The 15264-nt window shown below is 45.5% G+C and carries 12 protein-coding genes and 1 other annotated feature; all 12 genes read left to right on the forward strand.

Features of this window, described 5'->3' with window-relative positions; translation table 11 throughout:
* Positions 1 to 210: 210 nt before the first annotated feature.
* The 12 genes from ACFQ2J_RS18420 to cysS all read left to right on the forward strand — a co-directional run bounded on the left by ACFQ2J_RS18420 (position 211) and on the right by cysS (position 15264).
* Positions 211 to 909, forward strand: a complete 699-nt coding sequence (locus ACFQ2J_RS18420; protein WP_386064178.1) for an MgtC/SapB family protein — start codon at positions 211 to 213, stop codon at positions 907 to 909.
* Between the two features lie 397 nt (positions 910 to 1306).
* Positions 1307 to 1771, forward strand: a complete 465-nt coding sequence (locus ACFQ2J_RS18425; protein WP_386064181.1) for a CtsR family transcriptional regulator — start codon at positions 1307 to 1309, stop codon at positions 1769 to 1771.
* Positions 1772 to 1791: 20 nt separating this feature from the next.
* Positions 1792 to 2343 (forward strand): UvrB/UvrC motif-containing protein, encoded by a 552-nt coding sequence (locus ACFQ2J_RS18430; RefSeq protein ID WP_386064184.1) that lies wholly within the window; start codon positions 1792 to 1794, stop codon positions 2341 to 2343.
* The gene (locus tag ACFQ2J_RS18435) at positions 2343 to 3407 is read left to right on the forward strand and encodes a protein arginine kinase (RefSeq protein WP_386064187.1); all 1065 of its coding nucleotides are present in this window, start codon (positions 2343 to 2345) and stop codon (positions 3405 to 3407) included. The genes ACFQ2J_RS18430 and ACFQ2J_RS18435 overlap by 1 nt, the downstream gene beginning before the upstream one ends.
* Positions 3408 to 3433: 26 nt before the next feature.
* Positions 3434 to 5869, forward strand: a complete 2436-nt coding sequence (gene clpC / locus ACFQ2J_RS18440) for an ATP-dependent protease ATP-binding subunit ClpC (RefSeq protein WP_386064190.1) — start codon at positions 3434 to 3436, stop codon at positions 5867 to 5869.
* 148 nt (positions 5870 to 6017) lie between these two features.
* Positions 6018 to 7397: a DNA repair protein RadA gene (gene radA / locus ACFQ2J_RS18445; protein ID WP_386064193.1), complete on the forward strand. Its 1380-nt coding sequence runs from the start codon at positions 6018 to 6020 to the stop codon at positions 7395 to 7397.
* On the forward strand, positions 7398 to 8471 hold the full coding sequence (gene disA, locus ACFQ2J_RS18450; RefSeq protein WP_386064196.1) for a DNA integrity scanning diadenylate cyclase DisA: 1074 nt from the start codon (positions 7398 to 7400) through the stop codon (positions 8469 to 8471).
* 163 nt (positions 8472 to 8634) lie between these two features.
* Positions 8635 to 9729 carry a PIN/TRAM domain-containing protein gene (locus ACFQ2J_RS18455; RefSeq protein ID WP_386064199.1) on the forward strand — a complete coding sequence of 365 codons (1095 nt, stop codon included), beginning with the start codon at positions 8635 to 8637 and terminating at the stop codon, positions 9727 to 9729.
* A gap of 88 nt (positions 9730 to 9817) precedes the next feature.
* Positions 9818 to 10999, forward strand: coding sequence for a bifunctional 2-C-methyl-D-erythritol 4-phosphate cytidylyltransferase/2-C-methyl-D-erythritol 2,4-cyclodiphosphate synthase (locus tag ACFQ2J_RS18460; RefSeq protein WP_386064202.1), 1182 nt, complete (start codon positions 9818 to 9820; stop codon positions 10997 to 10999).
* 84 nt (positions 11000 to 11083) lie between these two features.
* Positions 11084 to 12553: a glutamate--tRNA ligase gene (gene gltX, locus ACFQ2J_RS18465; protein WP_386064204.1), complete on the forward strand. Its 1470-nt coding sequence runs from the start codon at positions 11084 to 11086 to the stop codon at positions 12551 to 12553.
* Positions 12554 to 12595: 42 nt separating this feature from the next.
* Positions 12596 to 12814, forward strand: a binding site (T-box leader).
* A gap of 400 nt (positions 12815 to 13214) precedes the next feature.
* Complete coding sequence (cysE, locus tag ACFQ2J_RS18470) at positions 13215 to 13886, forward strand: serine O-acetyltransferase (RefSeq protein ID WP_386064206.1); 672 nt, start codon at positions 13215 to 13217, stop codon at positions 13884 to 13886.
* Positions 13867 to 15264: a cysteine--tRNA ligase gene (gene cysS, locus ACFQ2J_RS18475; RefSeq protein WP_386064209.1), complete on the forward strand. Its 1398-nt coding sequence runs from the start codon at positions 13867 to 13869 to the stop codon at positions 15262 to 15264. Before cysE ends, cysS begins: the two co-directional genes overlap by 20 nt.

Below are 15264 nucleotides of genomic sequence, written 5' to 3' on the forward strand. Positions count from 1 at the left end.
ATGGTAGTCGGGTTTACCCCCGTGAGAGTAGGACACCGCTAGGCACAGATGAAACCCAGAAGCATTGCGCTTCTGGGTTTTTTGTTAAAGGAAAAAAGTTTAAGATATTGATGGTACAGGAATAGAACATCTACGCACAGAGAATAGGATATATTTTTTAAGATGAGATTGAATATACTAAAAGAATTAAAGGTAATTGGGGGATTAGGTATGGATTGGGATTGGGCCTTGCTGATTGATGATGATTTCACTACGTTTATTATTCGATTGTTTGTGGCGCTTGCCTTATCTGGAGCAATCGGATTTGAGCGTGAATTAAAGAACCATTCTGCTGGATTTCGCACACACATCCTGGTGGGAGTCGGTTCCTGCTTAATGATGTTGCTTTCTTTATATGGGTTTGAATCTTATATTGAAAAATTCGATAACATCCGCTTCGATCCAGCCAGGATCCCTTCCTATGTTATCAGTGGTATTGGCTTTCTGGGAGCAGGAACAATTATTGTAAATGGTATGACGATTCGCGGGTTGACGACTGCTGCTTCTATCTGGACAGTAGCAGGTCTTGGTCTAGTGGTGGGGGCTGGAATGTATGATGCTGCGATCGTCACAACAATCATGGTTCTGTTGAGCCTTGTGTTTCTGAACCAGGTAGAAGAAAGGTTCACAATAGGTACTAGTAAAAATTTTGTCAGACTTGTTGTAGACCAGGACATCAATATGGGCCAGGTCATTCAAATATTTGATGAATGTGGTCTTAAGATTCGTAAGTTGGCGATTGAAAATGAAAGCAGAGATGAAAGAAGTTTGTTCATTGAACTGGAAAAAGGCCAGAAATTTGACCAGCTTACGCTTTTTGACCAATTGTCCAAAGTAGATCACGTCAAATTTGTTTATGAAAAAAGGTAATTTATTTGAATTTTTAAACCGCACTATTTCAGTAGTGCGGTTTTTTGGTATAGGAATTTATAAAAAGTTAGTTGTGAATACCATTGGTTAGTGGCGCTCTTCCAGTTCCAGCGCCTATCCCTCTAGGTTTTAGGTCAATCCTCTCTGTGACAAAGGTCGTAAAGATGAGGTTCGTCTTAAGCTTGTCGGTGGTGAGCAAGGCCTTAGCGTTTGTCCGTGAGGGGGGGAATCAGTTATAAAGCTTGGTGGATTGTATAATTAGAGTTTTAAAACATATGGGTTTTGGGGAACATGAATGATGTATTCAAACTCAAACATTTTAGTTGCAAGCACATAAAATTTGAGTATAATAAAATTAAAGTCAAAGATAGTCAAAGTCAAAAGGGGAGGGGGGAAGATGCGGAATATATCCGACATCATCGAAGAATATTTAAAAGGTATTCTTAAGGACAACGAAAAGGATGCTATTGAAATCAAGAGAAGTGAAATTGCTGATCGATTCCAGTGTGTTCCTTCCCAAATCAATTATGTTATCAAAACGAGATTCACTGTAGAAAAAGGGTATATCGTCGAGAGTAAGCGAGGAGGCGGTGGATACATCAGGATTATTCGCATTCAGCATCAGGACGACTCGGACCTTATGGATGAGATCCTGGAAATGATCCCCGCAAAGGTTGCTCAATCACCAGCAGTGGACATGATTGATCGACTAGAGGAGGAAGAAATCATTACCGATCGTGAAGCGAAGCTCATGAAGAGTGTCATCGATCGGGAGGTGCTAGCTTTCCCCCTCCCATTACGTGATGAAATTAGAGCAAGAATCCTATCAGCAATGCTGACTACTTTACGTTATAAAATCTGATGATGAAGGGAGAGGATGCTATGGAATGCCAAGAATGCCATCAACGTCCGGCAACCGTTCATTTAAAGCAGGTAACCAATGGGAAGAAAACAGAGTTCCATGTTTGTGAACAATGCGCCAAAGAGAAAGGATATATGTCATACAGTGAAGAAAGTTTTACATTGAATGATTTGCTGACAGGTCTTTTCAATTATGACCATCCTTCTTCTCTTGGAAGTCATCAAGCTCAGACAAAGAAAGAACAGCAGAACCAAATGAAGTGCCCTAAGTGCGGGCTCACTTATGAACAGTTTGCGCATATCGGTAAATTTGGCTGTGCGAAGTGTTACGACACGTTCAATGAACGGTTGAATCCGATTTTCAAGCGTGTTCATAGCGGGAATACGATGCACGACGGGAAGATTCCTGAACGTGCAGGTGGCAAGCTTCATCTGCAAAAACAAATCGAACAACAGAAGCAGCAATTGCATCAACTAATTGAACAGGAAGAATTCGAAAAAGCAGCTACGGTAAGAGATGAAATCCGTGCATTGGAAAGACAGCTGAATGGAGATGGAGGTGGCGATGCGTAATGTCACTGCAGTCTTTTATAAATGAGGCAATCAGTCCATGGATGAAAGAGGAAGGTCCGGATAGTGATATTGTGATGAGCAGCAGGATCCGGCTGGCGAGGAATTTTGCAGATGTCACCTTCCCGATTGTCGCATCCGAAACGGAATTGAAGCCGATACTCGACTTTTTCCAAAGTGAATACAGCAACCGTTCATTTAAAGAGTATGAGCAGCTTGAACTTGTGAAAATGGATGAACTTCAGCCGATTGAAAAACGTGTCCTCGTCGAAAAACATCTGATCAGTCCTAATTTGGCAGAGAAATCGGATCATGCAGGAGCATTGATTTCTCAGAACGAGCAAGTGTCTGTGATGGTGAATGAAGAGGATCATATCCGGATTCAACTCTACTTTCCGGGATTCCAGCTTGATAAGGCATTGAAACAAGCGTTGGAAATCGACGATTGGCTGGAGGAAAAGATCAATTACGCATTCGATGGTAAACGCGGATACCTTACCGCGTGCCCGACAAATGTCGGAACAGGCATGCGGGCGTCAGTCATGATGCACCTTCCAGCTCTATCCATGACCCAGCAAATCAACCGGATGATCCCGGCTATCAACCAGCTTGGACTGGTTGTCCGAGGCATCTATGGTGAAGGCAGTGAGGCTCTGGGTAATATTTTTCAGATATCCAATCAGATCACTCTCGGAAAATCAGAGCAGGACATTGTGGAAGATTTGCAAAGTGTTGTCCAGCAATTGATCGAACAGGAAAAGCGAGCTAGAGAAACATTGATGAACCGTTCAGGTATCCAGCTGGAAGATCGGATTTTCCGTTCTTATGGCGTGTTGAAACACAGCAGAATCATAGAGTCCAAGGAAGCAGCAAAATGTTTATCGGATGTTCGTTTGGGAATAGATTTAGGGTATATCCAGCACGTTTCTAAAAATATACTAAATGAACTGATGGTTTTGACTCAGCCTGGATTTTTACAACAATATGCGAAAGAAACACTTTCTCCGGACCAGCGTGATGTCAGGAGGGCGTCGCTGATCCGCGAGAGATTGCAGCTTGAAAAATAATAATCTATGTTAGGAGGTCATGCCCTATGATGTTCGGGCGATTTACAGAAAGAGCACAAAAGGTATTAGCACTAGCACAAGAAGAGGCAGTGCGCCTCGGTCATAATAATATAGGTACAGAGCATATCCTTCTCGGTCTTGTCCGTGAGGGTGAAGGAATTGCTGCAAAAGCACTGATTGCACTTGGATTGGAATCAGAAAAAATCCAGCAGGAGGTAGAGCAGTTGATCGGTCGTGGCGACAAAGTGTCCCAGACGATCCACTACACTCCGCGTGCAAAGAAAGTCATCGAGCTGTCCATGGATGAAGCGCGTAAACTTGGTCATTCCTACGTTGGTACAGAGCACATCCTTCTCGGTTTGATTCGTGAAGGTGAAGGGGTTGCTGCCCGCGTATTGAATAACCTCGGTGTCAGCTTGAATAAAGCGCGTCAGCAGGTATTGCAGCTGTTGGGGAGCAACGAATCCTCAGGTGGACAAAGCCGTCGTGGTGGCGGTCAGGCAGCAAGTGCCAATACACCTACTCTCGATTCATTAGCACGTGACCTCACTTCGATTGCCAAAGAAGGCAATATTGACCCGGTCATCGGAAGAAGTAAAGAGATTGAACGTGTCATCCAAGTATTGAGCCGACGCACGAAAAACAACCCGGTTCTGATCGGGGAACCTGGTGTAGGTAAAACAGCTATCGCTGAAGGTCTGGCACAACAGATCATCAATAACGAAGTACCTGAAATCCTGCGTGACAAACGAGTGATGACGCTTGATATGGGTACGGTAGTAGCGGGAACGAAATACCGTGGTGAATTTGAAGATCGTTTGAAAAAAGTGATGGAGGAAATCCGCCAGGCGGGTAACATCATCCTGTTCATCGACGAGCTTCATACGTTGATTGGGGCTGGTGGAGCAGAAGGTGCCATTGACGCATCCAACATCCTTAAGCCATCCCTTGCTCGTGGTGAGCTGCAATGTATCGGTGCTACGACGCTTGATGAGTACCGTAAGTATATCGAGAAAGACGCAGCCCTGGAACGTCGTTTCCAGCCGATCCAAGTGGATGAGCCGACAGCAGAACAATCGGTGCAAATCCTTCAAGGCCTTCGTGATCGATATGAAGCGCACCACCGTGTAACGATCACGGACGAAGCGATTGCATCAGCAGTTAAATTCAGTGACCGTTATATTACCGACAGATTCCTGCCGGATAAAGCGATCGACTTGATTGACGAAGCTGCTTCCAAAGTACGTCTTCGTTCTTATACAGCACCACCGAACCTGAAGGAGCTTGAGCAGAAGCTCGAAGAAGTGCGCAAGGAAAAAGACGCAGCTGTCCAAAGCCAGGAATTCGAGAAAGCCGCTTCCCTAAGAGACAGTGAACAACGTCTAAGAGATGAACTTGAAAAAACGAAGGATGAATGGAAAGAGAAACAAGGCCAGGAGAATTCTGAGGTCACATTGGAAGACATCGCATCTGTAGTGTCCACTTGGACGGGAGTTCCAGTGAATAAGCTGGCAAAAGATGAAAGTGAAAAGCTGTTGAACATGGAAGACACGCTGCATAATCGCGTCATCGGTCAGGATGAAGCGGTGAAAGCAGTATCCAAGGCGATTCGCCGTGCACGTGCTGGATTGAAAGATCCGAAACGACCAATCGGCTCCTTCATCTTCCTGGGACCGACAGGAGTAGGTAAAACGGAGCTTGCAAGAGCACTTGCTGAAAGCATGTTCGGGGATGAAGATGCGATGATCCGTATCGACATGTCCGAGTACATGGAAAAACACAGCACCTCCCGTCTGGTAGGTTCACCTCCGGGTTATGTCGGTTATGATGAAGGTGGTCAGCTGACAGAGAAAGTCCGCCGTAAACCGTATTCCGTCGTGCTGCTGGATGAGATCGAAAAAGCACACCCTGAAGTGTTCAACATCCTGCTTCAAGTGCTTGAAGATGGTCGTTTGACTGACTCGAAAGGACGTGTCGTCGACTTCCGTAACACGGTACTGATCATGACATCCAACGTCGGTGCCCAAGAGCTGAAGAAGAACAAGTATCTAGGATTCACAATGGGTGATGAAAATCAGGACTATAAAGATATGAAGTCCAAAGTGACGAATGAGCTGAAAAAAGCATTCCGTCCTGAATTCCTAAACCGTATCGATGAAACGATCGTCTTCCACTCCCTGGAGCGCAAGCATATGAACTATATCGTCACATTGATGGCGGAGCAACTACGTAAGCGTCTGAAGGAACAAGAGATTGATTTCACGCTTACGGAAAAAGCGATTGAGAAGATTGCCAACGAAGGCTTCGATCCGGAGTATGGAGCGCGACCACTCCGTCGTTCCATCCAGAAGAACGTCGAAGACCTCTTGTCTGAAGAGCTTCTCAAAGAGAATATTCAAAAAGGGCAGAAAGTCGAAATCGATGTCGATGAAGAAACCGGCTTTGTTGTAAATGCCCAATAATGGTAATTTTAGAATCGGAAGGTGTATGCCTTCCGATTCTTTGCTATTTCAGATATGATTTGAATAGAAATCTTTAATTAAATTGTTGGTTGACTGTAACTTTTGGGTCATACATATCGTATAGAATGTAGAGAAGGGGAGATTACACTTGGCAAAAAGAAAAACGAAGTATGTTTGCCAGGAATGTGGCTATGAAACTCCCAAATGGATGGGAAAGTGTCCTGCCTGCCATCAGTGGAATACTTTGGTGGAAGAAGTAGTAGCATCTACTACAGGGGGACGCCACGTTTTTCAAACAGATAAAACAAGCCATGCAAAAAAACCTACGAAAATAACGTCCATTGAGACAGAAGACGAACCAAGGGTAGCTACTGATATGCCGGAACTCAATCGAGTATTGGGCGGAGGTATCGTCCAAGGTTCTCTGGTTTTGATCGGAGGAGATCCGGGAATCGGGAAGTCTACCTTGCTGTTGCAAGTATCAGCACAGCTGGCGAATAAGAAATTACCTGTGTTATATATTTCCGGTGAAGAATCGACCAGGCAGACGAAGTTGCGTGCAGATCGTCTATCGATCAAGTCGGATGATCTTTACGTCCTGTCTGAAACCAATCTTGTGGAAGTCGTAAATCAAATTGAATCGATCAATCCGAAATTTGTTGTCATCGATTCGATTCAGACAATCTATCGTGAAGAAGTCACATCGGCTCCCGGCAGTGTCTCTCAGGTGAGGGAATGTACAAGTGAATTGATGAGGGTCGCTAAGAGTAAAGGGATTCCGATTTTCATTGTTGGCCACGTCACGAAGGAAGGGTCGATAGCTGGTCCGCGACTGCTTGAGCATATGGTGGATGCCGTGCTTTATTTTGAAGGGGAGCGGCACCATACCTTCCGTATACTGCGAGGAGTCAAGAACCGCTTTGGATCTACAAATGAGATGGGTATCTTTGAAATGAAAGAACAAGGACTTGTGGAAGTAAGCAACCCCTCTGAAATCTTTCTGGAAGAACGATCCCAAGGTGCGGCAGGTTCGACAATCGTAGCCTCGATGGAAGGCAGCCGTCCGGTGCTTGTAGAGATTCAGGCACTCATATCCCCAACCACTTTTGGAAACCCTAGACGTATGGCCACTGGGCTGGATCATAATCGTGTTCCACTGTTGATGGCGGTATTGGAGAAACGTGTCGGTTTGCTGCTGCAGAATCAGGACGCTTATGTAAAAGTGGCAGGTGGAGTGAAGCTGGATGAGCCAGCTATCGATCTTGCAGTGGCGATCAGTGTTGCTTCAAGCTTCCGTGACCAGCCATCAAAACCGGATGATGTCGTTGTCGGTGAAGTGGGTCTTACTGGTGAAATCCGGCGGGTGGCAAGGATTGAACAACGCGTGCAGGAAGCAGCTAAGCTGGGCTTCAAACGAGTGATCATTCCAAATAAGAACCTCGACGGGTGGACCCCTCCAAGTTCCATTGAAGTCGTTGGGGTGGATACCGTCCAGGATGCATTGAAAGTAACCTTAGGGGGGAACTAAATGGAGTGGCATGAAATGAAAGAGTCAGTCATCGGAGATATACTTCAGTTTGTTGCTCCGGGGACGCCCATACGTGCAGGGATCGATAATGTTCTGCGTGCTAACACCGGCGGCCTCATCGTGGTCGGCTATGACGAAAAAATGCAGGCGATCGTTGATGGGGGGTTCAACATCCAGTCCCAATTTTCACCCGCTCATCTGTATGAGCTGGCTAAAATGGACGGGGCGCTTGTTCTGAATGGAGATGGCACGAAAATTCTCCTCGCGAATGCGCAATTGATGCCGGATCCGGAGATTCTCTCAACAGAAACTGGGATGAGACACCGGACAGCTGAACGCGTAGCGAAACAGACTGGCCATCTCGTCATTGCAATTTCACAAAGAAGAAATGTCATCACGCTATATAAAGGTAACTTGAGATATTCATTGAAAGATATCGGCGTCATTTTGACTAAGGCGAATCAGGCGCTTCAAACCCTGGAAAAATACAAGAAAGTCCTCGACCAGGGAGTCACCAATCTCGGTGCCCTGGAATTTGAAGAGATGGTCACTTTTTCGGAAGTGATCCAGGTGATTCACCGAATTGAAATGGTGCTTCGCATCAAAACAGAAATTCTGAATTACGCCAACGAACTGGGGACAGAAGGCAGACTTGTCCAGTTACAATTGACAGAGCTCGTTTCCAATATCGAGCAGGAAGCGGAATTGATGATCCGGGATTATAGTAAGCGGGCAGACTATGAACCTTACTACATTTTGAGGAAGATGCAGGAAGTCACGAATCCCGAATTGCTCTCGGATGAACAGATCCTTAAGCTTCTCGGATATGCATCGAATAAAAAACTGGAAGATCCGGTTGTCCCTCGGGGATATCGCATTTTGAGCAAAATTCCTCGCCTGCCGCCATTGATCATTGAACATTTGGTAGAAAGGTTCGGAACGCTTGAAGACATCGTCAAAGCTTCCACTAAGGAGTTAGTCGGAGTGGACGGTGTCGGTGAGGTTCGTGCCAGTAAAATCAAAGATGGTTTGGAAAGAGTCCAGGAGCAATTGTTCATTGATCGGCATATTTAAACGTTGACATGTGTAGGATTAGTATGGTAAGATTTTATATTTAAAATTGACTATATTTGTAAATTGTGCTACTTTTAGAACGATAGAATACGCTTGAAGATAAGAATTGAACTGATTATATCGTTATATTTTTGGTCATACTGTTGGCGAGGAGGTGAGTGGAGTGCTAAAACGAATTGTGCAATTATTTATTGTCATTGCTGGGGGTACCATCGGGTATCTTTATATTCCTGAACTGATCAGACTGCTGGATGTGACAGATCAGAATTGGATAGCATCTCCATATGTAGGAGCGGTTTTAGGAGCACTTATTTTATTTTTAACAACGTTCTGGCTTGTTGATTATATTGTGAATTTGCTGAGGTGGATTGAAGATACGTTAGTAAAAGCGCCGTTGGCTGACTTGCTTGTCGGCAGCTTCGGTTTGATCATCGGTTTGGTGATCGCTTTCTTTATCAATATCATCATTCAGGATATCCAAATTCAGGTCGTGAACCAGGTCGTGCCTATTTTCCTTACGTTTTTCCTGGGATACTTAGGGTTTCAGGTCGGATTCAAACGTAAGGACGAAATACTGGGATTGTTCACCATGACGAAAAAAGAGAAAAAGAAGCCTGAGGAAGAAGCAGGCGACTCTCAAGCGGTAATTCCGAAATCCAAAATTCTTGATACGAGTGTCATCATCGACGGTCGGATTGCGGATATCTGTCAGACGAACTTCCTGGAAGGTACCATTGTCATTCCTCAGTTCGTCCTTGAAGAACTTCAGCATATTGCTGACTCTTCTGATGGATTGAAGCGGAATCGAGGACGTCGAGGGTTGGATATTCTGAATCGTCTGCAGAAAGAGCTCCCGGTCAATGTCGAGATTTATGAGGGAGACTTCGAAGACATCCAGGAAGTGGACAGTAAGCTCGTTAAGCTTGCGAAAGTCATGGACGGTGTCGTTGTCACGAATGACTTCAATCTGAACAAAGTTTGTGAGTTTCAAAATGTAGCAGTCTTGAATATTAATGATCTGGCAAATGCGGTCAAGCCTGTCGTTCTGCCTGGGGAGGAAATGAAGATCCAGGTCATCAAAGATGGTAAGGAACAGAATCAGGGAATCGCCTACCTGGACGATGGAACGATGATCGTAGTCGAAGAAGGGAAGGATTACATTGGTGACAATATCAATGTGATTGTAACCAGCGTCCTTCAAACATCGGCCGGCCGGATGATTTTCGCAAAGCCGAAACCACTTGAAAAAGCATTGTAAAAAAGGTATAAACGAATAAGGAAAAACAAAAGTGATAACCATGGTGTTATCGCTTTTGTTGTTTATACAATCGTTAGGATGGATGGAAATGGTCAACTATACCGCTATTGTTCTTGCAGCTGGTCAAGGGAAGCGGATGAAGGCTGGGAAGAACAAGCAATTTTTGATGTTAGGTGAACAACCATTGATATTACATACGCTCGATGTGTTTGATTCTGATCCATGGTGTGAAGCGATCATTCTTGTGACAAATAAGGAAGAAACGGAATCCATGGACAGTCTTATTTCGACAGCTTCCCTGGACACACATGTAACAATCGTCCAAGGCGGCAAAGAACGTCAGGATAGCGTTTTCGAAGGGCTCAAAGTCCTCCGCGATGAAAAGTCCCTCGTCTTTATTCATGATGGTGCGCGTCCATTTGTGGAACAGGAACACCTCCATTCATTAGCGGAAGTTACGGCGGATAAAGGTGCAGCCTTGTTGGCCGTACCGGTGACAGACACTATCAAGCGACGGGACGGACATCAGCTCGAAACGCTGGACAGATCCCGGTTGTGGGCAGCACAGACACCTCAGGCATTCCGCCTATCTCTTATCCGCAGAGCCCATCTTGAGGCAAGTGCTCAAGGGTATGGTGGAACAGATGATGCATCACTCGTAGAACGTCTTGGGGAAGCGGTCGAGGTCGTCGAAGGAAGCTATAATAATTTTAAACTGACTACGCCGGAAGATTTTGATAAGGCGCTGGCATATGTGAACCAAAGGAACGAATTAAAAGGAGATGACGCTATGTTCCGGATCGGACAAGGCTTTGATGTACATCAATTGACGGAAGGCAGAAAGTGCATCATCGGTGGTATTGAAATCCCATTTGAAAAAGGATTGCTCGGGCACTCCGATGCAGATGTCTTATTGCATACGATTGCAGATGCATGTCTCGGTGCGATTGGTGAAGGGGATATCGGAAAGCATTTTCCTGACACCGATGAAGCGTTCAAAGACGCGGATTCAGGTAAGCTGCTTCAGCATGTGTGGCAAATCGTAAAGCAAAAAGGCTACACACTTGGGAATATGGATTGCACGGTCATCGCACAAGCTCCGAAAATGGCGCCATATATAGAAGAGATCCGCGCGAACATTGCGGGGCTGCTTGATGTGGATGCTGGTCAAATCAATGTGAAAGCTACCACTACAGAAAAGCTGGGCTTCACCGGACGACAAGAGGGGATAGCCTCCCAGGCGGTCGTCTTACTGACCAAAAATAGTTAAACAACTCAAAACAATCAACAAGAACGTGTAAAAATGATAAAATAGGACAAGGTTATAGAACGGTATTACGAAAGGGGAACAATCATGAGCAACCAAGTACGTGTGCGTTATGCACCAAGTCCGACTGGACATCTTCATATCGGAAATGCGCGGACAGCTTTATTCAATTACTTATATGCACGCCACCTAGGTGGGAAATTCATCATTCGGATCGAGGATACAGATGAAAAGCGTAATGTCGAAGGTGGAGAACAAAGCCAGTTGAATTATTTGAAATGGCTTGGAATCGAATGGGACGAAGGCGCTGATGTTGGAGGAGAATATGGACCGTATCGTCAGATGGAACGCCTCGACATTTATAAAAAACACATCGATGATCTGCTTGAACACGGATTGGCTTATAAATGCTACATGACATCAGAGGAACTGGAGCAGGAGCGTGAAGAACAACGCGCCAAAGGCCAGGTACCAAAATATTCAGGCGCACATCGTGACCTGACTGCTGAACAGATCGAACAGTTCGAAGCGGAAGGACGCCAACCTAGTATCCGTCTTCGTGTTCCTGAGAATAAAACATATAAATTCAATGATATCGTCCGTGAAGAAATCACTTTTGAATCCAGTGACTTCGGGGACTGGGTCATCGCTAAACAGAACGGTACACCAACCTACAACTTTGCGGTAGCGATTGATGATCACTATATGGAAATCTCTCACGTACTTCGTGGAGAAGAGCATATTTCCAATACACCGAAACAGATGATGGTGTATGACGCATTCGGATGGGAAGCTCCACAGTTCGGACATATGACATTGATTTTAAATGAAAACCGTAAAAAACTAAGTAAGCGTGATGAACACATTTTGCAGTTCATCGAACAATATAAGAACTTAGGTTACCTTCCGGAGTCTTTATTCAACTTCATCACATTGCTTGGATGGTCACCGGTTGGAGAAGAGGAGATCTTCACCAAGGATCAGTTCATCGAGATTTTCGATCCGGAACGCCTTTCCACTTCCCCGGCTATTTTCGATCCAGCAAAGCTGAAATGGATGAACAACCAGTACATCAAAGCATCCGACTTTGATCGTGTGGTCGAGCTTGCATTGCCGTACTTGAAAGAATCAGGAAAGCTGCCGGAAACAATGGATGAAAACCAGGAGAAATGGGCGCTGGAACTGATCAGCCTTTATCATGATCAATTGAGTTATGGAGCTGAGATCGTAGAATTGACAGAGCTGTTCTTCAAGCAGGAAATCGACTATGAAGAAGCAGCGATGGAAGTACTACGAGGAGAGCAGGTGCCTGAAGTGTTATCCACGTTCAAGCAGAAGCTTGCAGAACTGGAAGAGTTCACTCCTGAAAATATCAAAGCACAAATCAAAGCAACTCAAAAAGAAACCGGTCATAAAGGTAAAAAACTGTTCATGCCAATCCGTGTAGCGACCACCGGTCAGACGCATGGTCCTGAGCTTCCAAATGCGATTCACCTGCTTGGACTGGAAACAGTTACAGTAAGACTGGATGATGTATTGAAGCAATTGCAAGCGTAATGATTCACAAAATGCTCGGAATGTAATATAGTAAATAACAAATATAGAACGTGGATGAGGAGAAGTACGGACGCTCACCCTAACACAGAGAGAACCACAATTGCTGAAAGTGGTTTTTAGGCGGTATCCCGAAATGCACCTCTGAGTCTCTCTTCGAACGATAGTAGATGAGAGCGGGTTCTCCCGTTACAGAGATAAGAGTTGGAGAAACACCATATTTTCTCCAAACAGAGTGGAACCGCGTATCAAAACGCCTCTGTGCTACCAAGCATAGAGGCGTTTTTCTTTTCAAAGAAGATTCCTTCATCATTATTGTGCTGTAGGGTTCCGAAACACGCCTCGCTTTCCGCGGGGATAGCGTCGAGCCTCCTCGGTCGTACCTCCCTGTGGGGTCTCCGTCTGCTAATCTATTCCCGCAGGAGTCTCGCCGTGTCTCTCCACCCTGTTACGATAGTTAAACGAACGGAATCTCGAATTCATTCCATTGCTTTTATGGCGTTGGTGGGGAGGAAGTTGATGAGACTCCTGCGGAAAAACGAATGAGCCGAGACCCCGCAGCGAAGCGAGGAGGCTTGGGCGTTCGTCCGCGGAAAGCGAGTCAGTTTCCGTACCATCAACACGTTAATTCTAGGATGATAAGAATAAAGAAGGAGGAACAAGTATGGGGCTATTCAAAATGTTCAAGGATGACGTCGATGTCGTGTTTGACCAGGATCCTGCCGCACGTACGTATATAGAAGTCGTCTTGACCTATTCAGGGTTACACGCCATATGGGCACATCGGGTGGCCCATGCTTGTTATAAGCGGAAGTTCTTCTTCATCGCACGTGCGATTTCGCAGATCAGCCGTTTCTTTACAGGCATCGAAATCCACCCAGGAGCAACAATTGGCAGACGCTTTTTCATTGACCACGGAATGGGCGTCGTCATCGGAGAAACATGTGAGATCGGAGATAACGTGACCATTTTCCAAGGTGTCACCCTCGGAGGGACCGGTAAGGAAAAAGGGAAGCGTCACCCGACTCTGAAGGATAACTCTTTAGTGGCGACCGGTGCGAAGGTACTCGGTTCCATCACCATCGGAGAGAATTCAAAAGTAGGAGCGGGTTCTGTCGTCCTGAACGATGTACCTGACAACTCCACTGTTGTCGGCATCCCTGGCAGAGTCGTCATCCAGGACGGTGTGAAAGTCCGCAAAAAAGATCTCGACCATCATAAATTGCCAGATCCGGTTTACGACCGGTTGAAGCATATGGAAGCAGAAATGCAGCGACTACAGAAAGAAGTCGAAGAGTTAAAAGGAGTGAACAATAATGACCATTCAAATCTATAACACATTGAAGCGTCAGAAAGAGCTGTTTGAACCGATGGAAAAAGGAAAAGTGAAGATGTACGTCTGCGGTCCGACCGTCTACAACTACATCCATATCGGGAATGCCCGGCCTGCGATCGTCTTCGATACAGTCCGACGCTACTTTGAGCATAAAGGTTTTGAAGTGGACTATGTCCTTAATTTCACGGACGTGGATGATAAGCTGATCAAAGCTGCCAATGAATTGAATGAAGAAGTCCCGGCCATTGCCGACCGTTTCATCCAGGCTTACAAGGAAGATGTCGGTGCTTTCGGTGTCAAAGAAGCGGTCCACCATCCACGCGTAACGGAAAATATGGACGAAATCATCGCTTTTATTGAAGCGTTGATTGAAAAGGGCTATGCCTATGAAGCGGGCGGTGACGTCTACTTCAAACCGCGTAATTTCGAAGGCTATGGGAAGCTGTCTCATCAGTCGATTGATGAGTTACGCTCTGGTGCCCGTATCCAAGTAGGGGAGAAAAAGGAAGATCCACTCGACTTCACCCTTTGGAAACAAGCCAAACCAGGTGAGATTTCATGGGAAAGCCCATGGGGAGAAGGGCGTCCAGGTTGGCATATCGAATGCTCTGCGATGGCGAAGAAGTATCTAGGCGACACAATCGATATCCATGCCGGGGGACAGGATCTGACTTTCCCTCACCATGAGAATGAAATCGCTCAGTCCGAAGCCAACAACGGCAAATCTTTCGCACGGTACTGGATGCATAATGGATACATCAATATTGAAAACGAAAAAATGTCCAAATCACTGGGGAACTTCGTCCTTGCTCATGACTTGATCAAGAAGCATGATCCCCAAGTTATCCGCTTCTTCATGCTGAGTGTCCACTATCGACACCCAATCAACTTCAGTGATGATCTGCTTGAAGGTGCGAAGAACAGTTTTGACCGGATCAAAAATGCCTATGAAAACCTGCAACATCGTAAAGCGACAAGCATGGACCTGAAAGACCATTCGGATTGGATGGAAAAAGTTGAGACTCATAAAGCGCAGTTTGAAAAAGAAATGGACGATGACTTCAACACAGCCAATGCAATATCCGTCCTTTTCGATTTGACGAAAGATGCTAATGTCTACCTGCAGGAAAAACAGACGTCATCTGCTGTCATCGAAGCATTTGAAAAGGCGCTCGTGTCACTGACAGGAATCCTTGGCATTGAACTGGTCCAAGAACAGGAATTGCTTGACGAAGAGATTGAATCGCTGATTCAACAGCGGATCGATGCAAGAAAGAATCGCAATTTCGAGCTGGCGGACCAAATAAGGGATGATCTGAAGGAGCGGAACATCATTCTTGAAGATACACCTCAGGGAACACGCTGGAAACGAGGGTGA

Source organism: Thalassobacillus hwangdonensis, from assembly GCF_042675915.1.
Lineage (GTDB): Bacteria > Bacillota > Bacilli > Bacillales > Halobacillaceae > Thalassobacillus_A > Thalassobacillus_A hwangdonensis.